Here is a 22,970-nt window from a genome sequence, read left to right as displayed (position 1 = left end):
CAAACCTTCCTCTAATACTGTGTGAGACTTGATACTTTCGCTTTTGCAGCAAACCCCGAAGAGTTCACCGCACGCGTCTCGCATCAAGCGCCCACACTTATCGGCTGTTAATTTTTAAAGATCGTATTCGCATTCACTACCAAAACCGCGCCCACTTCACCTACCCGGCACCGCTTCGTTCTGCGTCGCTGCATCAGCAGCAGAGAAACGAGATTATGAAGAACTTTCGCTACGTCGTCAACAGGTTTTTTTAACTTCCTGAACCCGCCCGACCCGCTCAAACCCCTGCCATTGCTGGCTCTCCCGCCTCCCGCACCTCGTTGCCGAAGCGCGAAAGACCGAGATTCTAGCGAGCCATTCCATGCCTTGCAAGCGTTATTTTGATGCGGCCGTTTAGCGGTGCTTGAACACCGGTTTACGCTTCTCGACAAAAGCCGCCATCCCCTCTTTCTGGTCCTCAGTGGCGAATAGCGAGTGGAACAGGCGGCGTTCGAAATTCACCCCCTCCGCCAGCGTCGTCTCATACGCCCTGTTCACGGACTCCTTCACCATCATCACCGCAGGCATCGGAAACTCTGCGATAGTCGCCGCTGCGGCAACCGCCTCATCGAGCAACGAGGCTGCTGGAATCACCCGGGACACCAAGCCTGCCCGCTCGGCCTCAGCAGCATCCATGAAACGCGCGGTGAGACACATGTCCATGGCTTTCGCCTTCGAGACCGCGCGCGGCAGCCGTTGCGTACCTCCGGCGCCGGGCATGACACCCAGCTTGATCTCCGGCTGACCGAATTTCGCCGTGTCGGCGGCGAAAATGATGTCGCACATCATCGCCAACTCGCAACCGCCGCCCAGCGCGAAACCAGCCACGGCTGCAATGATCGGCTTGCGGATCGAGCGTATCGCCTCCCAATTCCGGGTGATGTAATCGCCTTTGTACACGTCCATATAGGTGTACGTGGCCATCATCCCAATGTCCGCGCCCGCAGCAAACGCCTTCTCGCTGCCGGTGACGACGATTGCCCCGATGGCATCGTCCCCATCAAAGCCCCGTAGCGCTTCGCCCAACTCGTCCATCAACGCGTCGTTCAATGCGTTCAGCGCCTTCGGGCGATTCAACGTGATCAGCCCAACCCGTCCACGGGTCTCGACCAGAAGATTCTCGTAAGCCATGCAGCCTCCTTGGTATGAAAAATTTGTCGCGCGAAAACGCTTCGCGCCGCCGTCTTAATAATGCTAACATTCACCAACCAACCGGTCGGTCAATTATTCGACAAGGTTTCCCCTAACGCTCAGCATCCCTTTCGCCATGACACATCCGCTATTTTCCCAGCACGAAGACACCCTGCAAAAGGCGCTCGCCGCGATCGAAACGCGCGGCTACTGGAGCCCTTTCGCTGAAATGCCCAGTCCGAAAGTGTACGGGGAAACCGCCAACGCCGACGGCGAGGCAGCATTCAAAGCGCACCTGAACAACACCTTCCAGCTCGATCAACCCTCCACAGGCGAGACCGTCGGCGCGGAGACTTCGCCGTTCGGATTCCCACTTGGCATCCGTTACCCCAAAGCCGATCCGGAGGCATTGTTAGACGCCGCGGCCCGCGCTCAGGTCAGTTGGCGCGCAGCCGGCCCCAAGGCATGGGTCGGCGTGAGCCTGGAAATCCTCGCCCGAATCAATCGCGCGAGTTTCGAGATCGGCTATAGCGTGATGCACACCACCGGCCAGGCTTTCATGATGGCCTTTCAGGCGGGCGGCCCGCACGCCCAGGATCGCGCCCTCGAGGCCGTTGTCTACGCATGGGACCAGTTGCGCCGCATTCCCGCTGACGCTCATTGGGAAAAACCGCAAGGCAAGAACCCTCCACTTGCGATGCACAAACGCTATACCGTCGTGCCGCGCGGCACCGGACTCGTCCTTGGTTGCTGCACCTTTCCGACCTGGAATGGCTACCCCGGCCTGTTCGCAGATCTGGCTACGGGCAATACGGTCATCGTCAAACCCCATCCGGGCGCAATTCTGCCTCTCGCCATTACCGTACGCATCGCGCGCGACGTCCTGCGCGAAGCCGGTTTCGATCCCAATGTCGTGACGCTGCTCGCCACAAATCCGAACGACGGAGCGCTGGTACAAGACCTCGCCCTGCGCCCCGAAATCAAGCTGATCGACTTCACCGGCAGCACGCAAAACGGCACCTGGCTCGAACGCCACGCGCACCAGGCGCGGGTGTACACGGAGAAGGCCGGCGTCAACCAGATCGTGATCGACTCCGCCGCCGACATTAAGGCCGTCGCGCGAAACATTGCTTTCTCGCTGGCCCTGTATTCCGGCCAGATGTGTACAGCGCCCCAAAACATCTATGTGCCGCGTGACGGCATTCGCACCAGTGACGGCATTCTGAGCTTCGATGCCGTCGCGCAGGCGCTCGCCGACGCCGCAAAAAAACTCGTTTCCGACCCGGCCCGCGCTGTTGAGTTACTTGGTGCGATCCAGAACGACGCCGTCGTGCAACGCATTGACGAAGCGGGCAAGCTTGGCCGTGTGCTGGTCGAAAGTCAGTCGCTAGAGCATCCGGCGTTCTCGGGCGCACGCGTGCGCACGCCGCTCGTTCTGCAATTGGATGCTGCCACTGATGCCGCGCAGTTCACCAAAGAATGGTTCGGTCCGATCTCGTTCGTCATCGCAACGGACTCCACTGAGCAATCCCTCGAACTGGCCGGCACCATCGCTGCAGAACACGGAGCGTTGACGTTCTCGGTCTACAGCGAAGACGAGACGATCATTGAAGCCGCGCACGAAGCGTCGATTCGCGGCGGCGTCGCGCTGTCAATCAATCTGACTGCTGGCGTCTTCGTCAATCAATCAGCCGCGTTCTCTGACTTCCACGGCACCGGCGCAAATCCGGCTGCGAATGCCGCGCTAGCAGATGCAGCTTTCGTGGCGAACCGTTTCCGCGTCGTCCAGAGTCGCGTTCATGTTGAACCCAAAGCGGCTCCGGTTGCAGTCAGCTGAACGATATAGGCAAGAAAGGGGCGATTCGTCTTAGGCCGTTTGGCCGAATGGAAACCTCGAGCCGCCCCCACTAACATGAGACATCAGACCAGCCTTCCGGCCTGCCTCTCCATCTGCAGGAATCCGACATGACAGACGCATTCATCTGCGACTCGATTCGCACCCCGTTCGGCCGCTACGGCGGCGCGCTAAAGGATGTTCGCGCGGACGATCTTGGTGCCATACCGATCAAGGCATTGATCGACCGCAACCCGGGCGTAGACTGGCGCGCGCTTGACGACGTGATCTACGGCTGCGCGAATCAGGCGGGTGAAGACAATCGGAACGTTGCCCGCATGTCGGCCCTGCTTGCCGGCTTGCCGACGGACGCACCCGGCGCAACAATCAATCGCCTGTGCGGTTCGGGCATGGATGCGGTCGGTACCGCTGCGCGCGCGATCAAGGCGGGGGAGGCTCGCCTGATGATCGCAGGCGGCGTCGAAAGCATGACGCGCGCACCGTTTGTCATGGGTAAAGCGGCAAGTGCGTTCTCCCGGCAAGCCGATATCTACGACACAACGATCGGCTGGCGCTTCGTCAATACGTTGATGAAGCGTGAGTACGGCGTCGATTCGATGCCCGAGACAGCAGAGAACGTCGCGGTCGAGTTCGGTGTGAGCCGCGCTGATCAGGACGCATTCGCGCTGCGCAGCCAGCAGAAGGCAGCCCTCGCGCAACGCAACGGCACACTGGCGCAAGAAATTGTCGCCGTCGAAATCGCCCAGAAAAAAGGCGATCCGATCCATGTTGTACTGGACGAACATCCGCGCGAGACCTCGCTTGAAGCCCTCGGCAAACTCAAGGGTGTAGTGCGCGCGGACGGCAGCGTCACTGCCGGCAACGCCTCGGGCGTCAACGACGGAGCCTGTGCGCTGTTGCTTGCGAACCAGGCCGCCGCCGATCAGTTCGGACTACGTCGCCGCGCACGCGTCATTGGCATGGCAACCGCCGGGGTTGAGCCGCGCATCATGGGAATCGGGCCAGCGCCAGCCACACAAAAGCTGCTTAAACAATTGGGAATGTCGCTCGAGCAATTCGACGTGATCGAGCTTAACGAAGCATTCGCGTCGCAGGGCTTAGCCGTATTGCGCACGCTCGGCTTGCGCGACGACGATCCGCGCGTCAATCCAAACGGCGGCGCCATCGCGCTTGGCCACCCACTCGGCGCGTCGGGCGCGCGACTCATCACCACCGCGCTCTATCAGCTTGAACGCACTAACGGCCGCTTCGCGCTGTGCACGATGTGCATTGGTGTGGGGCAAGGAATTGCGCTCGCCATCGAGCGAGTCTGACCCGGCGCGAAACGTTCCGCGCGAAAGCCATCACCCGGCTATGGAGGAGACACCTGATGCCATATGAAGCGATACGCGTCGACTTCGACGCTTCGAGCCGCGTTGCCACTGTGACGCTAAACCGGCCGGACAAGCTCAACAGCTTCACGCGAGCTATGCACGAGGAACTGAGTTCCGCCCTCGACGAAGTCGTCGCTGCGGGCGCTCGCGCCCTTGTGCTGACCGGCTCCGGCCGTGGCTTTTGTGCGGGCCAGGACCTTGCGGACCTGGACTTTACACCTGGCGCAATGACCGATCTTGGCGAGCTGATCGACAGGTATTTCAATCCCCTGATCCGCCGGCTGCAGGCGCTACCGCTGCCGGTCATCGCCGCAGTGAACGGCACCGCGGCGGGCGCTGGCGCAAATCTGGCATTGGCATGCGACCTGGTTCTTGCCGCTCGCTCGGCCAGTTTCATTCAAGCCTTCGTGAAAATCGGTCTGGTGCCGGATTCAGGAGGCACGTGGTTTCTGCCACAGCGCGTAGGTATGGCCCGCGCCCTCGGCCTCGCGATGACCGGCGACAAACTAAGCGCGGAAAAAGCAGAAAGCTGGGGACTCGTGTGGCAGGTTGTCGACGATGCCGAACTTGGCACCGCTGCGGCCACACTTGCCACCCATCTCGCTCAACAGCCAACTCGCGCACTTGCGGCAATCAAGCAGGCCATGCGCGCGAGCGTCACGCAGACGCTGGATCATCAACTGGACCTCGAGCGCGACCTGCAACGTGAGCTTGGCGCATCGCACGATTACGCGGAAGGCGTACAGGCCTTCATCGAGAAGCGCTCACCGCATTTCGAGGGTCGCTGACATGTCATCCCAACCTGATCGCAACAGCGCCATAACGCCAGATGAGATGGCCCAGGCAACCGCGGAGGCGATGTACGCCTCCGACGCCTGCAGCCAGGCCCTGGGCCTGGAACTGCTGGAAGTCCGGCCCGGCTATGCACGCATGCGCATGACTGTGCGCGCCGACTTCCTCAACGGCCATGAGATCTGCCACGGCGGCCTGATCTTCACGCTTGCTGATTCGACCTTCGCTTTCGCCTGCAACAGCTACAACATCAACACGGTCGCGTCGGGCTGCTCAATCGAGTTTCTACGCCCGGTTCGTGAAGCAGACGTGCTGACCGCGGAAGCCGTCGAGCAAACGTTAAGCGGCCGCACTGGCATCTATGACATTCGCGTCACGAATCGCTCAGATGAAACCGTTGCGATGTTCCGCGGCAAATCTGCGCAAATCAAAGGCAACCTGGTCCCGACGACAAGCTGAACCCATCCATCAGCCAGAGACCCGCCCCCGCATCGCCCATCATTCTGAAAAAGCAAGGAGACATTCGATGAACACCACGCTCCCGCTCGACCCCATCGAAACGGCGAGCCGCGACGAACTCGCCGCACTCCAACTCGAACGCCTCAAATGGTCGCTTACCCACGCTTACGAGAATTCCCCGGTCTATCGGCGCAAGTTCGACGAAGCAGGCGTTCATCCGGGCGAAGTAAAAACGCTCGCTGACCTCGCGCGCTTCCCGTTCACGAGCAAGAAAGATCTGCGCGATAACTACCCGTACGGCATGTTCGCCGTCCCGCAGGAGCAGGTATCGCGCATTCACGCCTCGTCGGGTACGACCGGCAAGCCGACTGTCGTCGGCTATACGGCGCGCGATATCGACACATGGGCCAACGTCGTCGCCCGCTCGATCCGTGCGGCGGGCGCACGCCGCGGCGACAAGGTGCACATCAGTTATGGCTATGGCCTCTTCACGGGTGGCCTTGGTGCGCACTACGGCGCGGAACGTGCGGGCCTCACGGTGATTCCGTTCGGCGGCGGCCAGACCGAAAAGCAGGTCCAGCTGATTCAGGACTTCCGTCCTGACATCATCATGGTGACGCCCAGCTACATGCTATCGATTGCCGACGAAATGGAACGACAAGGCGTCGCCCCCGCGCAATGTTCGCTACGCATCGGTATCTTCGGAGCGGAACCGTGGACCAACGACATGCGCAGCGCCATCGAAAAGCGCATGGGTATTGACGCGGTCGACATCTACGGGCTATCCGAAGTGATGGGACCTGGCGTTGCGTCTGAATGCGTGGAAACCAAGGACGGCCCGACCATCTGGGAAGATCACTTCTACCCGGAGATCATCGACCCAATAACCGGCGAGGTCTTGCCGGACGGCGAGTTGGGCGAACTGGTGTTTACGTCGCTGACCAAGGAAGCGCTGCCGATCATCCGTTACCGCACCCGCGACCTCACGCGCTTGCTGCCGGGCACCGCGCGCACGATGCGGCGAATGGAGAAAATCACCGGCCGCTCCGACGACATGATGATCGTGCGTGGCGTCAACGTCTTCCCGACGCAGATCGAAGAACTGCTGCTGAAACAGCATGCTTTGGCGCCGCATTATCAGATCGTACTGACCAAGGAAGGGCCACTCGACGTTCTGACGTTGAACGTAGAACCGTGTCCCGAGACAGCGCCTGACACTGTCGTACTCAATGCGGCAAAGCAGGCACTCACTTACGACATCAAGGCCTTGATCGGTGTCAGTGCGGTGGTCAATGTACTGGCCGTGAACGGCATCGAGCGTTCAGTCGGCAAGGCGAGGCGCGTCGTGGACAAACGCAAGGCGAGTGTTTAACCCGGCTGAAGTTGGCAGCATCGTGAGGCCGTCGTTTTGACGTCTCACGCTGCGAAATTGCGATCGGCTTGCCGCGCCGCAAACAAACGCAAACAAACGCAAGCAGCCTCGAGCAATCGCCGGCAACCCTGTGGCCGACACCCCTGGCGCAAAGGCCAACCCCGTAACGTAGGGAATTAAGCAGCGACAGCCAGCCACGTCCCTTCTGGAATCTGGCAGCAAAAGCCAACTCCCGATAAGGAATTCGGCGCGAACCCCCTTCCTCCATCGGAATTCGCCACCAACAGCCAACCCATCCTGTCAGGAATTCGGCAGCAACAACCACATCCGGCCAGCCTGCTTCATCTTCCCGGCCAGATCGCCTGCGTCGTCGCCGAGTCCCCAGAAATAGTCCGCACGTACGCCGCCCTTGATCGCCGAGCCCGTGTCTTGCGCAAACACCAGCCGATTCATCGGCGAATTGGTTAGCGGACGAGTCGTCTGCAAAAACACCGGCGTACCAAGCGGAATGGACGAAGGATCAACCGCAATCGATCGTTCCGGCGTAAGCGGCACGCCCAAAGCACCGATCGGCCCATCGGCGCCGCCGCTCGGAATACTCTCCACGGGAGGCATCTCCCGGAAGAACACAAACCGCGGATTCGTATCCAGCAGCGCGTCGACCCTTGTCGGATTAGCTCGCGCCCACGCCTTGATGCCCTGCATCGTCGCCTGCGCGGGTGTCAATTCGCCGCGATCGAGCAGCCAGCGGCCAATCGACTTGTACGGCTGATTGTTCGTTCCACCAAACCCGAGCCGCATCACGCTGCCATCTTCCATCACGACACGTCCCGAGCCCTGCACCTGCAGGAAAAACGCCTCGATCGGATCGTCGACCCACACCAGCTCATTGCCGTTGAGCGCGCCTGACCGCTCAAGCTGCTCGCGGGTCGGCAACGCGCCGCCGGGACGATAGCCATCAGGCCAACGATACAGCGCCGTCTGATAGACACCGTGCCGGGTGCGCGAGCCACGCAGCAACGGCTCGTAGTAACCCGTTACCAGGCCATCGAGCGTGCCGTCGGAGTTAGCAAACTGGAACGGCGTGAAGTACGCCTCGAAGAACGCCCGTGCGGCGTTGACATCCAGATCGTCGATCTGCGCTGCCGCGGCACAGGCACGTTGCCAGTTCGGCTGGCGCGCAAGCCGCAGACAGTTCTGCCGCAATGCCGCAGTCGCGCCAATCAGGGAATCGTCCTGCCAGCCCGGCACCTGCTGCCAAGCCACCGCTGTCAGCCGCGTCGCCGCAATCTGTCCGGGGATGATCGCGGCGCCGGTCGGCGGCGCAGACGTCCGCACCACACCGCTACCGCCGCATGAAGCCAGCATTACTGCGACCGAAACGGCCCCAAGCCAGCCGGCCGCCTTGCGGACAAACCGCATACAATGTTCGTTCTTGATGGAAACCGCCATGTCTGATCTGTTCGACGAATACCCGATGCTCATCTTCGCGCTGGAAATTCTGGTGGCGCTATTCCTGCTCGTCTTCATTGTCGTCTGGACGTCATCCGGCAAGAAAAAAGCCAGCCGCGACAAGCAAGGCTAAAGCAGTTTAAAGACCGCGCGAGGCGCCACCGGTTCAATGCAGCGTGCGCGGCATGCGCAACACGAACTCAGGTACCGGCGCTTCAAAGCGCTCACCATCTTCCGCGACGCAGAAATACTCCCCGCGCATCGTGCCCACCGGCGTCGCAATGACGGCCCAACTCGTGTATTCGAATTGTTCGCCCGGTTTGAGCAGAGGTTGATGGCCGACTACGCCCAAACCCTTCACTTCCTGCTCGAGTTTGTCGCTGTCCGTGATCACCCAGTGACGCGCAATCAGCTGCGCCGGCACCTGACCGCTGTTGCGGATGGTCAGCGTATAGGCGAACGCGTACTGGCGGCGCTCCGGGTCCGACTCGTCGGGCAGGTACTGTACCTGCGCCGACACGCTGAATTCGTACTGACTCATCCTTGTTCCGATCTGGTGAAACGGTCTGGTGAAGATCCGCGAGAGGCCCGGGCGCCAATGGTTTCAGGCGCGCCGGTAAAGGTTCCGTCATGGTTTGGCATTCTGCGTCATGCGGGGCACGCCCGCAACCGGACTTTCCTGCTGGTACAAGGCTCTATAGCCCGCAAACCGTTAAAATGGGATTTTCCGCCTGCCTCCTGCCCCCACCATGACGCAATTTCGCATCTCGCCCAGCATCCTGTCCGCGGATTTCTCGCGCCTCGGTGAAGAAGTCCGTGCCGTCGTCGCCGCAGGCGCCGACTGGATCCACTTCGACGTGATGGACAACCATTACGTGCCCAATCTCACGATCGGGCCGCTCGTTTGCGAGGCGCTCCGCCCGCACGTCGATGTGCCGATTGACGTGCATCTGATGGTGCGCCCGGTCGACCGGATCGTGCCCGATTTCGCCAAAGCCGGCGCCAATGTGATCAGCTTTCACCCGGAAGGCTCGGATCACATCGACCGCACGCTGTCGCTGATCCGCGATCATGGCTGCAAGGCGGGCCTTGTCTTCAATCCGGCCACTTCGCTGAATTACCTCGACCACGTGATGGACAAAGTGGACCTGGTGCTGATCATGTCGGTGAATCCGGGTTTCGGCGGGCAGTCTTTCATCCCCGAGGCGCTCAACAAGCTGCGCGAAGCACGCAAGCGCATCGACGCATACAACGAGAAGACCGGCCGTGATATCCATCTCGAAGTGGATGGCGGCGTGAAGATCGACAACATCGCCGAAATCGCGGCAGCGGGTGCGGACACGTTTGTCGCCGGGTCCGCGATCTTCGGCCACCACGACTACAAGACCATCATTGCCGAAATGCGTGCCGAACTGGCCAAAGTCGAGCAGCGCAAATGAGCGGGAGCGCGACGCCGCCGCTTTACCCGGCTCCGGTTTTCAGCGGCCCGCGCCTGCAGGCGGCAATCATCGACCTCGACGGCACGATGGTCGACACCGCGGACGACTTCACGGCCGGCCTGAACGGCATGCTCGCCCAGATCGACGCGGCGGAAACGTCGCGTGAGGAAGTGATGGGCTACGTGGGTAAGGGCTCGGAGCATCTGATCCGCAGCGTGCTGGCACCGCGTTTCGAGGCGGACCACGCGCAGGACCGCTTCGATGAGGCGCTCGCGATCTATCAGGAAGAGTACGCGAGGATCAATGGCCACCATACGCACCTGTACCCGGAAGTGGAAGCTGGCCTTAGCGCGATGCGCGACGCCGGGCTGAAACTCGCGTGCGTGACGAACAAGCCGCATCACTTTGCGGTGGAATTGCTGCAGCAATATGGTTTGCTCGGGTATTTCAGCGTTGTGCTCGGCGGCGACAGCTTGCCCAAAAAGAAGCCCGACCCGCTGCCGATGCTGACTGCGTGCGCCCAGTTGCAGGTGCCGCCCGGAGCCGCGGTAGCAATTGGCGATTCCGAAAATGACGCCTTGGCTGGTCGCGCGGCGGGCATGGCGACGCTCACTGTGCCATACGGTTACAACCATGGCCAAGCTGTGCAAACAATCAAATCGGATGGTATAGTTGCCTCGCTGTTGGGAGCCGCCAAGGCCATCGCAACGCACAACTCAACGACTTAACAAGTCCATCAATCTCATGTTTCTGAACAAAAAACGGAGTCTGATTAGCATCGACCGGGGAGCCTGGCCCTGGCGTCGCTGGTCGCGCTAACCTCTCCTGAGGTACGCTGAAGCTCATCTTCGGCACCGTTTTTTGCTTCGCTGCGCTTACGCGCCTTTCCCAACCTGTTTCGTTGCATCAGTCCAAGTTCAATTGCCCGCCGCGTACCCAGCGTACCGTGGCGCGCAGGAACCTGACGTGCATCGGCGGGAAAGCACGCGCCGGTTAGCCTAATCTTGTCGTTATAACGCCAGAGACACGGTTGACCGTCAGCGCCAGCAGCGCAATCCCCCGCTTTGTCCGACGCACGCCGCGTACTGGACCTATGAACAGGATCGGAACATGACCGAACTCGAATTCCAGTCCCTCGCCAACGAGGGCTACAACCGCATTCCGCTGATCGCCGAAGCGCTTGCCGACCTTGAAACGCCGCTCTCGCTGTACCTGAAGCTCGCTCAACCCGAGCGCAACGGCGCCAATTCGTTCCTGCTGGAATCGGTGGTGGGTGGCGAGCGGTTCGGCCGCTATTCGTTCATCGGCTTGCCTGCGCGCACGCTGCTGCGTACCAGCAACGGCGTATCGGAAGTGGTCAGCGACGGCAAGGTAGTCGAAAGCCACGAGGGCGACCCGCTCGACTTCATCCAGCAGTTCCAGGGCCGCTTCAAGGTCGCACAACGCCCTGGGCTGCCGCGTTTCGCGGGCGGTCTGGCCGGGTATTTCGGCTATGACGCGGTGCGCTACATCGAGAAAAAACTGGCTCATACCGCACCGCCGGACGACCTGAACCTGCCCGACATTCAGTTGTTACTGACAGAAGAAGTCGCGGTGATCGACAATCTGGCCGGCAAGCTGTACCTGGTTGTATACGCCGATCCGACCACGCCCGAAGCCTACACGCGTGCAAAGCAGCGTCTGCGTGACCTGCGCCAGCGTCTGCGCTCGACCGTCCAGCCACCGGTAACCTCGGCCAGCGTACGCACCGAAACCTATCGCGAGTTCGCCAAAGACGACTACCTCGCCGCTGTGCGCAAAGCGAAGGAATACATTGCCGCCGGCGAACTGATGCAGGTGCAGGTGGGCCAACGTCTGACGAAACCGTATCGCGACAATCCGCTTTCGCTGTACCGTGCGCTGCGTTCGCTGAATCCGTCTCCGTATATGTATTACTACAACTTCGGCGACTTCCACGTGGTGGGTGCATCGCCGGAGATCCTGGTGCGTCAGGAAAAGCGAGGCGAAGACCGTATCGTCACGATCCGGCCGCTCGCCGGTACCCGTCCGCGGGGCAACACGCCCGAGCGCGATGCCGAACTCGCTACCGAACTGCTGAACGACCCGAAAGAGATCGCCGAACACGTGATGCTGATCGACCTCGCCCGCAACGACGTGGGCCGCATCGCGCAGATCGGCTCGGTGATCGTCACGGACAAGATGGTGATCGAAAAGTACTCGCACGTGCAGCACATCGTGAGCTCAGTCGAAGGCAAGCTCAAACCCGGCACCACCAATTTCGACGTGCTGCGCGCTACCTTCCCGGCCGGCACGCTGTCCGGCGCGCCGAAGGTCCGCGCCATGGAACTGATCGACGAACTCGAACCGGTGAAACGCGGCCTGTACGGCGGCGCGGTGGGCTATCTGTCGTTCACGGGCGAAATGGATCTTGCCATCACGATCCGTACCGGCGTGATCCACAGCGGCAATCTGTATGTGCAGGCGGCAGCGGGTGTGGTCGCTGATTCGGTGCCTGAATCCGAATGGCAAGAGACCGAGAACAAGGCGCGTGCGGTATTGCGCGCCGCCGAGCAGGTGCAAGACGGCCTCGATAGCGACTTCTGACCGGAGAAAGACCATGCTGCTGATGATCGACAACTACGACTCGTTCACCTATAACCTGGTCCAGTACTTCGGCGAACTCGGCGAAGACGTACGGACCTATCGCAACGACGAAATCACGCTCGACGAAATTGCGAAGCTCAACCCAGAGCGCATCTGCCTGTCGCCCGGGCCGAGCAATCCGCAACACGCCGGCATCACGCTTGATGTGCTGCGCGAATTCTCGGGCAAATATCCGATTCTCGGCGTGTGCCTCGGCCATCAGGCTATTGGCGAGGCATTCGGCGGCCGGGTCGTGCGCGCGCAAACCATCATGCACGGCAAGGTGAGCGAGATCGAAACCGACTGCAAAGGCGTGTTCGCCGATCTGCCGAAACATTTCGTAGTGACGCGCTACCACTCGCTCGCCATCGAGCGCGAGTCGCTGCCCGACTGTCTCGAAGTGTCCGCATGGACCGAAGACGGCGAAATCATGGGCGTGCGTCACAAGGAACTGGCCGTCGAAGGCGTGCAGTTCCATCCGGAATCGATCCTCTCCGAACACGGTCACGCGCTGCTCGAGAATTTCGTGAAGCAGTCGAAAACGGCGCCCGCGCGCCGCAACGCTTGACCATCGAGGCGAGATCATGTCGATTACCCCCCAGGAAGCGTTGCAACGCACGATCGAGCACCGCGAGATTTTCCACGACGAGATGCTGCACCTCATGCGTCTCATCATGCGCGGCGAACTCTCGCCGGTGATGGCCGCTGCGATCATCACGGGCCTGCGCGTCAAAAAAGAGACCATTGGCGAAATCGCCGCAGCCGCCACGGTGATGCGCGAATTCGCCAAGCAGGTACACGTAGCGGACAATTCGAACTTCGTGGATATCGTCGGCACCGGCGGCGACGGCGCACACACCTTCAATATCTCGACGGCGACCATGTTCGTCACCGCCGGCGCTGGCGCCAAGGTGGCCAAGCACGGCGGCCGTAGCGTGTCGAGCAAGTCAGGCAGCGCGGATGTACTCGAAGCGCTTGGGGTCAATATCGATCTGCAGCCGGAACAGGTGGCGGCGTCGATTGAAGAAACCGGCATGGGCTTCATGTTCGCGCCGAACCATCACCCGGCCATGAAAAACATCGCGCCGGTGCGCCGCGAACTAGGCGTGCGGACCATCTTCAACATCCTCGGGCCGCTCACCAATCCGGCCGGCGCGCCGAATCAGTTGATGGGCGTATTCCATGCCGACCTCGTGGGCATTCAGGTGCGCGTGATGCAGCGCCTCGGCGCCAATCATGTCCTGGTGGTGTACGGGATGGATGGCATGGACGAAGTTTCGCTCGGCGCGGCAACGCAAGTGGGCGAACTGCGTGACGGCGAGGTTCGCGAGTATGAGATTCATCCCGAGGATTTCGGCCTGCAGATGGTGTCGAACCGCTCGCTGAAGGTCGCCGACGCGACCGAATCGAAACTGATGCTACTCGAAGCGCTCGACAACAAACCGGGCGTCGCACGCGAAATCGTCGCGCTCAATGCCGGCACGGCACTTTATTCAGCGAATGTCGCGACTTCGATTGCCGACGGCATCCAGCTTGCGCGCGAAGCCATCGCGAGTGGCAAGGCCCGCGCGAAAGTCGACGAACTGGTTCGCTTCACCCAGCAATTCAAGCAGTAACTTCTGTATCGAGACTCCTATGAGCGACATTCTGGATCGCATTATCGACGTCAAGCGTCAAGAAATCCGTGCGGCGGAACTGAGCGCACCGCTCGAAGAACTGCGCCTCGAAGCCTCCACACGCGATCTGCGCGACTTCGTCGGCGCCCTGCGGGCGAAGCACGCCGCCGGTCAGGCAGCCGTGATCGCCGAAGTAAAAAAGGCGAGCCCGTCCAAAGGCGTGCTGCGCGAGCATTTCGTGCCGGCGGAAATCGCCCGCTCCTACGCAAAACATGGCGCGGCGTGCCTCTCCGTCCTCACCGACGTGCAATTTTTCCAAGGCAGTGCCACTTACCTGGAAGAGGCCCGCGCCGCCTGCGAATTGCCAGTTCTGCGCAAGGATTTCATCATCGATCCGTACCAGATCGTCGAAGCGCGAGCGATGGGCGCCGACGCGATCCTGCTGATCGCCGCCGCGCTCGAAACTCCGCATATGCAGGATCTCGAAGCATTCGCGCATTCGCTAGGGCTCGCCGTGCTGGTCGAAGTGCATGACAAGAACGAACTGGTGGAAGCGCTGACGCTGAAGACACCGCTGATCGGCGTGAACAACCGCAATTTGCGCACCTTCGAAACGTCGATCGAAGCGACGATCGGCATGCTCGAAATGATCCCGGACGAGCGGATCGTCGTCACCGAGTCGGGCATCCTCTCGCGTGCAGACGTCGAGCGGCTGCGGGCGATGGACGTGCATACGTTCCTCGTCGGTGAAGCCTTCATGCGTGCCGAGGAACCGGGCGCGGAACTTGCGCGGATGTTTTTCTGAGCTGAGCTAACTGGAAAAACATCGCCATGGGTATCGAACGTGAAATCAAGCTGGCCTTGCCCGCCCATCAGGTGAGTACGGCCACGCGCTGGTTCGTTGCACGCACCGGCAGCGCGGGGCAGCCTGTCGCACTCGCGAACATTTACTTCGATACGCCTGCGCTTACGTTGGCGCGCTCGAAAAGCGCGCTGCGTCTGCGCCATACACCCGACGGATGGTTGCAGACGTTCAAGACTGCCGGTACAGCCAGTTCGGGCATGCATAGCCGGCACGAATGGGAAATGCCCGTGGCTGGCGAGGCGCTTGAACTCGACGCATTGCTGCAAGCCTGCGATGAACCGACAGTAGCGGCAGCATTGCGCGCCGCCGCGCCCGATCTTATCGAACTGTTTCGCACCAATTTCACCCGTACGCTGTGGCAGTTGGCCAGCAATGGGGCGACCATCGAAGCTGCAATCGACAAGGGCGACGTGCTCGCCAATGTGAACGGCGAATCGCGCCAGGCACCGATTCTAGAAGTCGAACTGGAATTGAAGAGTGGTGACGAAACCGCTTTGCATGCTCTGGCAGACGAACTCCGTCGCAACGTGCCCGGCCTGACGCCGGACGATATCAGCAAGGCGCAACGGGGATATCGCTTGCGGGAACAATAAGCCTGCTCGAAGCCCGCTGCGCCGGTGGCACACAACCGGCTTCGAATAGTTCAAATCTTCCTGAACGTGCCTGCAACCCCACGCCCACGATCAGCGGTTCAACGGATCAGTCCGTCACGCGATCAGCGGGCCAGCCAGAAGACGTAACCAAGGCACTGATCAAGTCGCTGCAACGTTGCCCCCACCTGCGCCTTGAGCTAAGCGCCGATTGCTGCGACACTTGCGCGTCATGACATCCGCTTCCCGTTCCTCTGCCCCCTCGCCGCAAGCGTCGCTCTTTGGCGACCCTGCGTCCGCCGACAGCAAGCCACAAGTTGCAGCGCCCGCGCAGTCTCCACCGCACTCACTGGAAGCCCAGTTCGACGCGTTGCCGCCCGCATGGCGCGCGCATCTGCGGCCGTTCACTGAAAGCGATGCTTATGCACCGCTGTGCCACTTCGTCGATGGCGAACGCGCTGCGGGTAAGACCATCTATCCCGCCGACGTCTTCCGCGCATTGCGTCTGACCAGCCCGGACGAGGTGAAAGTGGTCATCCTCGGTCAGGATCCGTACCACGGCGAAGATCGCGGCACGCCACAAGCTCATGGCCTCGCGTTTTCCGTGCCGCCCGCGGTGCGGCCGCCGCCGTCGTTGCGCAACATCTTCAAGGAAATCGCAGCCAGTCTTGGCCACGAGCCGCCGCGTCATGGCTGCCTCGACGCCTGGGCCAAGCAGGGCGTGCTCTTGCTGAACACGGTGCTGACCGTGGAGCGCGACGCGGCAGCAAGCCACGCGAAGCGCGGCTGGGAAAAGTGTACTGACACGCTGATCCACGAACTGGCCACGCGTCACGACGGGCTCGTTTTCATGCTGTGGGGCGCCCACGCACAGGCCAAGCGCGCGTTGCTGGGCGGCAAATCGCACTATGTGCTCGAAGCGCCGCACCCCTCGCCGCTGTCGGCGCATCGCGGCTTTCTCGGTTGCGGGCACTTTGCGCTGGCCAATGAGTATCTGAGCGCGCACCACCGCGCGCCGATCGACTGGCGGCTGCCCGACGAAGCGCAAATGCTCGCCTGATCGCATTCCCCGCATACGGCACGTCGCAGCGGGCGGACTGCAAAAACAAAACGCCACGGAAGTGTTGTCTTCCGTGGCGTTTTTCATTGCCATGAGGCTAAGGCGGTAGGCTGCCTTAAGCGCCGCAACGGCGCTTCTGAAACATTCAGCGGTGCGAATCCGCAGCGCGAAGCGCTGCCGCCGCGACCTTTATGCAGCTGCGATCGCTTCGCGTGCGCCAGCCAATGCTGCGCCGACTGCATCCGGGCCCATCGCCAGGCCTTCAGCGTAAATGAACGTGACGTCGGTCATACCGAGGAAGCCCAGGAAGCTCTTCAGGTAAGGCGTCTGGCTGTCGTTCGGTGTGCCGAGGTACTTGCCACCGCGAGCCGACACCACAAACACTTTCTTGCCCTTTACCAGACCTTCCGGACCATTTTCGGTGTACCGGAAGGTGATGCCAGCGCGTGCGATGAAGTCGAAATACGTCTTCAGCTGCGACGACACGCCGAAGTTGTACATCGGTGCGCCGATCACGATGATGTCGGCGGCTTGCAGTTCGGCGATTAGCGCTGCGCTGCGTGCGGCAATCGCGGCATGTTCCGGCGTGTGTTGATCGGCCGGCGTGAAGAAGGCGCCGAGGATCGAATCGTCGAGGTGGGGCAGCGGCTCAGCTTGCAGATTGCGGGCGACGACTTGCGCACCCGGATTCGATTGTTGCAGCTTTGCGGTCAGCTCGTTGACGAGCAACGTTGAGTTCGCGCCTTGCGAACGGGCTGCCGAGTTGATTTGCAGGATCGTGGTCATGGTTGACTCCAGTTGGGGCGCGCTCTGTTGCGCGAGTGGAGCCATTGTGTTTTTTTACCGCGCCGCGAAAAAGCCATCCCGCAGCGAAGGATTGTTGCATGGGTAGAACAATCCCGCGCCGGGGTGCTGGGGTTTTCCGGGCCGGTACGCGGTGGTAAGAGTCGGTTTTCAACCGGCTTTGACCGGACTCAAGCCGCCAGCCAGCGCTCGCGCCAGTTACGCGCCGCTGCGCGTTTGTCGGTCACGCTGAGGACGTAACGCCCGACCTCAGGACCATCCAGCTTGAGTTGCGTGGTCCGCAGTTCATCGCGCCGGAACGCGTGCACCTCCACTTTCGCCCCTGGCAGATAGCGCGACAGCAGCGTATCAAGATTCGAGCCAGTGACACGAAGACCGTCGATCGCAACCAGCACGTCCCCGGCCGAGAGACCGGCTTTTTGCGCCGCGCTGCCGTCGTGCACTGCGACAAGCGTGCAATCCATACCGCTACGCACCCGCGCGCCGATCGACGGCTTGCCGTTGCGATCCGGTTCCGGTGCAAGCGTGATGCCGAACGGTTCGAGCAGCGTCTCGAGCGGCAGGTCACGCGTACTGCGCACTGCATGCTCGAACAGCGCGCCCAGTTCGACGCCGGTTGCCTCCGCGAAAATCGCTTCGACCTCGTTTTCTTCGACGCCAACCGGCTTGCCGCGATAAAAGTCGCGCCCAAAACGCTGCCACAGCAGACGCATCACATCGTCGAGCGACTTGCGATTGTTGGTCTGCGCACGAATCGTCAAATCAAAGGCAAGCGCTACGAGCGAGCCTTTCGTGTAGTAGCTGACGATCGCGTTCGGCGCATTCTCGTCCTGGCGGTAGTACTTGACCCATGCATCGAACGAGCTTTCGGCGACCGTCTGCTTCAGCCGGCCGGCACCGCGCATGACGCCGCCCACCACTTTGCCCACCATCGCGAAGTACTCATCCTGCGAGATGAGCCCGCTGCGCACGAGAATCAGGTCGTCGTAATAGGACGTGAAACCTTCGAATAACCACAGCAGTGATGTGTAGTTCTCGCGCGTCAGATCGTATGGTGCAAACGCGGCAGGCTTGATGCGTTTCACGTTCCAGGTGTGGAAATATTCGTGGCTGCACAAGCCGAGATAAGTCCGATACCCCTCGCTGGTCTGCGGGCGCCCTTCAACCGGCAGATCGCCGCGGTTGCAGATCAGCGCCGTCGAGGCACGGTGCTCGAGACCGCCATAGCCGTCGGCGACCGCCTGGGTCATGAAGACATAACGATCAGCGGGCGCCTTCTTCGACTTCGGCTCGAACAGCGCGATCTGAGCTTCGCAGATGCGCTTGAGGTCGGCACAAAGGCGCGCCATATCGAGCGAAATGACCCGGCCTGCAATCACGATATCGTGGGGTACGCCGTGCGCCTTGAAGGTGGCGAGTTCGAATTCGCCGAGCGTGACGGGATGGTCGGCCAGTTCGTCGTAGTTCTGCGCCGTGTACTCACCGAACCCATAACGCTTGGTGCCGCGCGCTTCCGGCAACGCGGTGGCGACACGCCAGCTACGGTAAGCCGTACCCGCCGGCTTCTGGATGTCGACCAAACACTGAGCCTCTTCGTGGCCAATGGCCGCGAGAAACACGCTCGACGCGTTGAAGAAGCCGGTTGTGTCGTCCAGATGCGCGGCCCGCACCGACATGTCCCATGCGTACACCTCGTAGCGCAGCGTTAGCGCGCCATTGACCGGCGCGGCCTGCCAGGTGTGCTTATCGGTCTTTTCGATGCGCACCTTGCGGCCCGCTTCGTTGAATGCGCGCAGTGTCACGATGTTGCGCGCGAATTCTCGCACCATGTAACTGCCCGGGATCCACACCGGCAGCATGAATCGCTGACCGGAGGGATCAGGGTCGGTGACAGTAACGGTGACTTCGAACAGATGGGCGGCAGGTTGCTTGGGAACGATGCTGTAGCGGATCGGCTTCATCGGCGAGGTAAAAAGAGGGTGGGTCCAGAAACGGCGGGGCGCGCATGACGCGCCTCCCGCCAACCGGGCCTAGCGCTAGATCGCTAACCCCGGTCCCATACAAGATGGCTCCGGTCTGACAATACGGAATGCTTAGTGGGCTTCGGCCAGTTCCTTGTCCAGCCTGTCGGCGGGCACCGCGCCCGGCAGACGGCGGCCGTCGGCGAGGAACACGGTAGGCGTGCCATCCACGTTCATGGACCGTCCAAGGGCGAGGTTTTTCTCAATGGCAGCGGTGTCGCAGGTTCCGGCAGCGGTCGGCGCCTGATGATCCTGCATCCACGCTTCCCACGCCTTCGCGCGATCCGCTGAACACCAGATGGACTTCGACTTCACCGTCGAATCCGGCGTCAGCACCGGATACAGGAAGGTGTAAATCGTGACGTTATCGATGGACTTCAGCGTCGTCTCGAGCTGCTTGCAATACGGACAGTTCGGATCCGAGAACACCGCCATCTTGCGGCTACCGTTGCCCTTCACCACTTTGACTGCATTGCCGAACGGCAGGCTGGCGAAGTCGATGCGGTTGGTTTCGGACAGTCGCGCATCCGTCAGATTCTTGCGGGTCTTGGCATCGACGATATCGCCCAGCACCAGATAGTTGGCGGACGCGTCGGTATAAATGATCTGCGTGCCGAGATTGACCTCATACAGACCGTCGATCGGTGATTTCTGCACGCTCTTGACGGTCGCGTCATCACCGAGGCGGCTCTGCACCGCTGCCTTGAGTTTGTCAGTGACCTGATCGGCCTGCGCGGAGCAGCCGAGCGTCACGACGGCCACGGCCAGTGCGAGCGCGGCGAAACGGATGTGCTTTTTCATACGGAATTCCCTCGTTCAATCGAACGCGCGTGGCGTCTTCGAAGCCTTCTTTTCAGACAGGCAAGTGCCCTAACCGTCCATCATACCCGTCTGCCGGACGCCCGGAACGGGCACCTACTGCGCCTACCTAGCCCAAGGCGGCCGAAACAAGCCAGCGCTTGAGGAGCGGCTGCGCGCCGACAAACGCCATGCCAGTGTTGCGCAACACCCGCGCAACCGGGCCGGGCACGGAGAACAGCTTTTGCAGGCCGTCGGTGGCTACCATCAGGCCGCGAATATCTTCACGGCGAGCCCGCTCATAGCGGCGCAGGAGCACGGTATCGCCAAGATCGCGGAACGCTTCCTTGCCGGCGACGGTCTCCGCCAGGGCTGCGACGTCACGCAAACCAAGATTCATGCCCTGGCCGGCCAGCGGATGAATCAGATGCGCTGCGTCGCCCACCAAGGCGACACGTGACGCAACCAGCCGATCAACCGTCTGCAGCGCGAGCGGAAAACCCTTGGCCGGCGTCACGCAATCGAGCGCGCCCACCTGGCTGCCCGTGACACGCTCCACTTCTGCGGCGAGCTGCGCCGGAGCGAGTCCGAGCAGTTCGTTCGCATGCTCGGTGCGCGCCGACCAGACGAGCGATACATGCCCATCCGGCAGCGGCAGCAGCGCAATGATCTCGCCGTCCTTGAACCACTGGTAGGCGGTCTCGCCATGCGGCTTTTCGGCCTTGAAGTTGGCGACCACGCCGGTTTGCTTGTAATCGCGCCGCACGACCTGGGAGCCGATTTGCGCACGCACCCACGAATGAGCGCCGTCTGCGCCGACTACAAGGTCCGCTTCGAGTATCTTGCCGTTATCAAGGCCGATCGTTGCGCCGTCCGGCTTCACGTCGAGCCCTTGGGCGCGTGTGTCGAGCCATTCCAGATTCGGCTGGAAGCGTAGCGCGGCGTCGAGCGCCCGCTCGATCAGCGACGATTCCGCGATCCACGCCAACTGCGGCACAGAAGCCTGGAACGCGGAGAAGTGCAGTTCCGCGTGGGCATCGCCATAGACCCGCATGTCGTAGACCGGACCAAGGCGCGACGTGTCGAGCGCCTGCCAGACCCTGAGGCGTTCCAGCAAAGCCTGCGAACTGGCGGAAAGCGCGTAGACCCGCGCGTCGAAAGCCTCTCCGGCGGGTGTGGGCGCGCATGGTTGCGCGAGCAGCGCCACACGCAGGCCGCCTTGCGTCAATGCGAGCGCCGCGGTCTTGCCGACGAGGCCGCCGCCGATCACGGCCACATCAAAGGTCTGTTGGTGAGCAGTCATGCGCTCATTATAGAGCCGTAGGGAATCGCGGGGCCGGATCGGCAGATGCGGCGTTTGGGCCTTACCTATCGGGTTATCCGAAAGAGTTACAATTACGACTTTCGTGGACCAAACTCGTACAGAAATCGTTGAGCGATCGCCCCGATCTGTCGGTTTTCCACCCATCCCCTATTCGTCCAGCGGCGCCCCGCACTTCATACGCGACGCCCGGCAAGCCCGCACAAGCTTGCCGTAAACTATTGATTCACTGAAGGATTCTCATGAGCCTCAAATGCGGCATCGTCGGCTTGCCTAACGTCGGCAAGTCCACCCTGTTCAATGCGCTGACCAAGGCAGGCATCGCCGCCGAAAACTACCCGTTCTGCACGATCGAGCCGAACGTGGGCATCGTCGAAGTGCCGGACGCGCGTCTGAAGGCCCTGGCGGAGATCGTCAAGCCGGAACGCATCCTGCCGGCGGTCGTGGAATTCGTGGATATCGCGGGCCTGGTGGCCGGCGCGAGCAAAGGCGAAGGGCTCGGCAACCAGTTTCTCGCCAACATCCGCGAAACCGACGCTATCACGCACGTGGTGCGCTGCTTCGAAGACGAGAACGTGATTCACGTCGCCAACAAGATCGATCCGCTGTCGGATATCGAGGTGATCAACACCGAACTGGCACTCGCTGACCTCGCAACCGTCGAAAAGTCGTTGTCGCGCTATTCAAAGGCCGCCAAGTCGGGCAACGACAAGGAAGCGGCCAAGAATGCCGCGGTGCTCGAGCGGGTTCGGGCGCAACTCGATCAGGCCAAGCCGGTGCGTGCGCTTGATCTGTCAGACGAAGAAAAGGCGCTGCTCAAGCCGTTCTGCCTGATCACCGCTAAGCCGACCATGTATGTCGCCAACGTCAAGGAAGGCGGCTTCGAGAACAACCCGCATCTGGATGCGGTTGCGAAGTTCGCGGCGGCGGAAAATGCACCGGTCGTCGCGGTTTGCGCGGCGATCGAAGCGGAAATTGCCGACCTCGACGAAGCGGACATGGAAGTATTTCTCGCCGACATGGGCATGGAAGAGCCGGGCCTGGCCCGCGTGATTCGCGCGGGTTTCAAGTTGCTGGGCCTGCAAACCTACTTCACCGCAGGCGTGAAGGAAGTGCGCGCGTGGACGATCCACGTCGGCGACACGGCCCCCCAGGCGGCCGGCGCGATCCACACCGACTTCGAGCGCGGCTTCATTCGCGCACAGACCATCGCCTTTAGCGACTACATCACGTACAAGGGTGAACAGGGCGCGAAGGAAGCAGGCAAGATGCGCGCGGAAGGCAAGGAATACGTCGTGCACGACGGCGATGTGATGAACTTCCTGTTCAGCCCGAAATAG

Annotated in this window: 22 protein-coding genes; 15 read left to right on the top strand and 7 right to left on the bottom strand. The window is 61.4% G+C overall.

Annotated elements, in window-relative coordinates; all coding sequences use genetic code 11:
• Positions 1 to 393: 393 nt before the first annotated feature.
• Positions 394 to 1,170, bottom strand: a complete 777-nt coding sequence (locus WCA85_RS09280) for an enoyl-CoA hydratase (protein WP_424063100.1) — start codon at positions 1,168 to 1,170, stop codon at positions 394 to 396.
• 136 nt (positions 1,171 to 1,306) lie between these two features.
• On the opposite strand from WCA85_RS09280, the gene paaN reads away from it, so the two are divergent.
• From paaN to paaK, 5 genes are all read left to right on the top strand, one after another.
• The gene (paaN, locus tag WCA85_RS09275; protein ID WP_424063098.1) at positions 1,307 to 3,007 is read left to right on the top strand and encodes a phenylacetic acid degradation protein PaaN; all 1,701 of its coding nucleotides are present in this window, start codon (positions 1,307 to 1,309) and stop codon (positions 3,005 to 3,007) included.
• Positions 3,008 to 3,135: 128 nt separating this feature from the next.
• A complete protein-coding gene (gene pcaF / locus WCA85_RS09270; protein WP_424063096.1) occupies positions 3,136 to 4,338 on the top strand; it encodes a 3-oxoadipyl-CoA thiolase in 1,203 nt (400 codons plus the stop codon).
• Positions 4,339 to 4,394: 56 nt separating this feature from the next.
• Entirely contained in the window at positions 4,395 to 5,186 is a 792-nt protein-coding gene (paaG, locus tag WCA85_RS09265) for a 2-(1,2-epoxy-1,2-dihydrophenyl)acetyl-CoA isomerase PaaG (RefSeq protein WP_424063094.1), read from the top strand.
• Between the two features lies 1 nt (position 5,187).
• On the top strand, positions 5,188 to 5,649 hold the full coding sequence (paaI, locus tag WCA85_RS09260) for a hydroxyphenylacetyl-CoA thioesterase PaaI (RefSeq protein WP_424063092.1): 462 nt from the start codon (positions 5,188 to 5,190) through the stop codon (positions 5,647 to 5,649).
• Between the two features lie 67 nt (positions 5,650 to 5,716).
• Positions 5,717 to 7,021, top strand: coding sequence for a phenylacetate--CoA ligase PaaK (gene paaK / locus WCA85_RS09255; protein ID WP_424063090.1), 1,305 nt, complete (start codon positions 5,717 to 5,719; stop codon positions 7,019 to 7,021).
• A 300-nt stretch (positions 7,022 to 7,321) separates the two neighbouring features.
• On the opposite strand, the gene WCA85_RS09250 is transcribed toward paaK, so the two are convergent.
• Positions 7,322 to 8,443 carry a murein transglycosylase A gene (locus WCA85_RS09250; RefSeq protein ID WP_424063088.1) on the bottom strand — a complete coding sequence of 374 codons (1,122 nt, stop codon included), beginning with the start codon at positions 8,441 to 8,443 and terminating at the stop codon, positions 7,322 to 7,324.
• A 28-nt stretch (positions 8,444 to 8,471) separates the two neighbouring features.
• Here WCA85_RS09250 and WCA85_RS09245 point away from each other — a divergent pair, with 28 nt between their 5' ends.
• Complete coding sequence (locus WCA85_RS09245; RefSeq protein WP_424063087.1) at positions 8,472 to 8,606, top strand: hypothetical protein; 135 nt, start codon at positions 8,472 to 8,474, stop codon at positions 8,604 to 8,606.
• A 33-nt stretch (positions 8,607 to 8,639) separates the two neighbouring features.
• Here WCA85_RS09245 and apaG read toward each other — a convergent pair whose 3' ends face one another.
• Positions 8,640 to 9,014, bottom strand: coding sequence for a Co2+/Mg2+ efflux protein ApaG (gene apaG, locus WCA85_RS09240; protein ID WP_424063085.1), 375 nt, complete (start codon positions 9,012 to 9,014; stop codon positions 8,640 to 8,642).
• A gap of 208 nt (positions 9,015 to 9,222) precedes the next feature.
• Here apaG and rpe point away from each other — a divergent pair, with 208 nt between their 5' ends.
• The 8 genes from rpe (at position 9,223) to WCA85_RS09200 (ending at position 16,686) form a co-directional block, all read left to right on the top strand.
• Entirely contained in the window at positions 9,223 to 9,912 is a 690-nt protein-coding gene (rpe, locus tag WCA85_RS09235) for a ribulose-phosphate 3-epimerase (RefSeq protein WP_424063083.1), read from the top strand.
• Positions 9,909 to 10,640, top strand: a complete 732-nt coding sequence (locus WCA85_RS09230) for a phosphoglycolate phosphatase (protein ID WP_424063081.1) — start codon at positions 9,909 to 9,911, stop codon at positions 10,638 to 10,640. Before rpe ends, WCA85_RS09230 begins: the two co-directional genes overlap by 4 nt.
• Positions 10,641 to 11,022: 382 nt before the next feature.
• Positions 11,023 to 12,516 carry an anthranilate synthase component I gene (gene trpE, locus WCA85_RS09225; RefSeq protein ID WP_424063079.1) on the top strand — a complete coding sequence of 498 codons (1,494 nt, stop codon included), beginning with the start codon at positions 11,023 to 11,025 and terminating at the stop codon, positions 12,514 to 12,516.
• A 13-nt stretch (positions 12,517 to 12,529) separates the two neighbouring features.
• Positions 12,530 to 13,123, top strand: a complete 594-nt coding sequence (locus WCA85_RS09220) for an aminodeoxychorismate/anthranilate synthase component II (protein WP_424063077.1) — start codon at positions 12,530 to 12,532, stop codon at positions 13,121 to 13,123.
• A gap of 16 nt (positions 13,124 to 13,139) precedes the next feature.
• Positions 13,140 to 14,171, top strand: coding sequence for an anthranilate phosphoribosyltransferase (gene trpD / locus WCA85_RS09215; protein ID WP_424063075.1), 1,032 nt, complete (start codon positions 13,140 to 13,142; stop codon positions 14,169 to 14,171).
• Positions 14,172 to 14,190: 19 nt separating this feature from the next.
• Positions 14,191 to 14,976, top strand: a complete 786-nt coding sequence (trpC, locus tag WCA85_RS09210) for an indole-3-glycerol phosphate synthase TrpC (RefSeq protein WP_424063074.1) — start codon at positions 14,191 to 14,193, stop codon at positions 14,974 to 14,976.
• 26 nt (positions 14,977 to 15,002) lie between these two features.
• Positions 15,003 to 15,629, top strand: coding sequence for a CYTH domain-containing protein (locus tag WCA85_RS09205; protein ID WP_424063072.1), 627 nt, complete (start codon positions 15,003 to 15,005; stop codon positions 15,627 to 15,629).
• A gap of 229 nt (positions 15,630 to 15,858) precedes the next feature.
• Positions 15,859 to 16,686 carry a uracil-DNA glycosylase gene (locus WCA85_RS09200; RefSeq protein ID WP_424063071.1) on the top strand — a complete coding sequence of 276 codons (828 nt, stop codon included), beginning with the start codon at positions 15,859 to 15,861 and terminating at the stop codon, positions 16,684 to 16,686.
• Positions 16,687 to 16,875: 189 nt separating this feature from the next.
• Here the strand turns inward: WCA85_RS09200 and WCA85_RS09195 are convergent, their stop codons facing one another.
• The 4 genes from WCA85_RS09195 to WCA85_RS09180 form a co-directional block, all read right to left on the bottom strand.
• Positions 16,876 to 17,472: an FMN-dependent NADH-azoreductase gene (locus WCA85_RS09195; protein ID WP_424063069.1), complete on the bottom strand. Its 597-nt coding sequence runs from the start codon at positions 17,470 to 17,472 to the stop codon at positions 16,876 to 16,878.
• Positions 17,473 to 17,660: 188 nt separating this feature from the next.
• Entirely contained in the window at positions 17,661 to 19,451 is a 1,791-nt protein-coding gene (locus WCA85_RS09190) for a M61 family metallopeptidase (protein WP_424063067.1), read from the bottom strand.
• Between the two features lie 132 nt (positions 19,452 to 19,583).
• The gene (locus WCA85_RS09185) at positions 19,584 to 20,312 is read right to left on the bottom strand and encodes a DsbC family protein (protein WP_424063065.1); all 729 of its coding nucleotides are present in this window, start codon (positions 20,310 to 20,312) and stop codon (positions 19,584 to 19,586) included.
• Between the two features lie 127 nt (positions 20,313 to 20,439).
• A complete protein-coding gene (locus tag WCA85_RS09180) occupies positions 20,440 to 21,612 on the bottom strand; it encodes a UbiH/UbiF family hydroxylase (protein WP_424063064.1) in 1,173 nt (390 codons plus the stop codon).
• A 260-nt stretch (positions 21,613 to 21,872) separates the two neighbouring features.
• On the opposite strand from WCA85_RS09180, the gene ychF reads away from it, so the two are divergent.
• On the top strand, positions 21,873 to 22,970 hold the full coding sequence (gene ychF / locus WCA85_RS09175) for a redox-regulated ATPase YchF (protein ID WP_424063063.1): 1,098 nt from the start codon (positions 21,873 to 21,875) through the stop codon (positions 22,968 to 22,970).

The organism is Paraburkholderia sp. (assembly GCF_049581445.1).
Taxonomy (GTDB): Bacteria; Pseudomonadota; Gammaproteobacteria; order Burkholderiales; family Burkholderiaceae; genus Paraburkholderia.
Note: the sequence above shows the minus strand (reverse complement) of the source record. Positions and strands in the feature narration are given on the sequence as shown.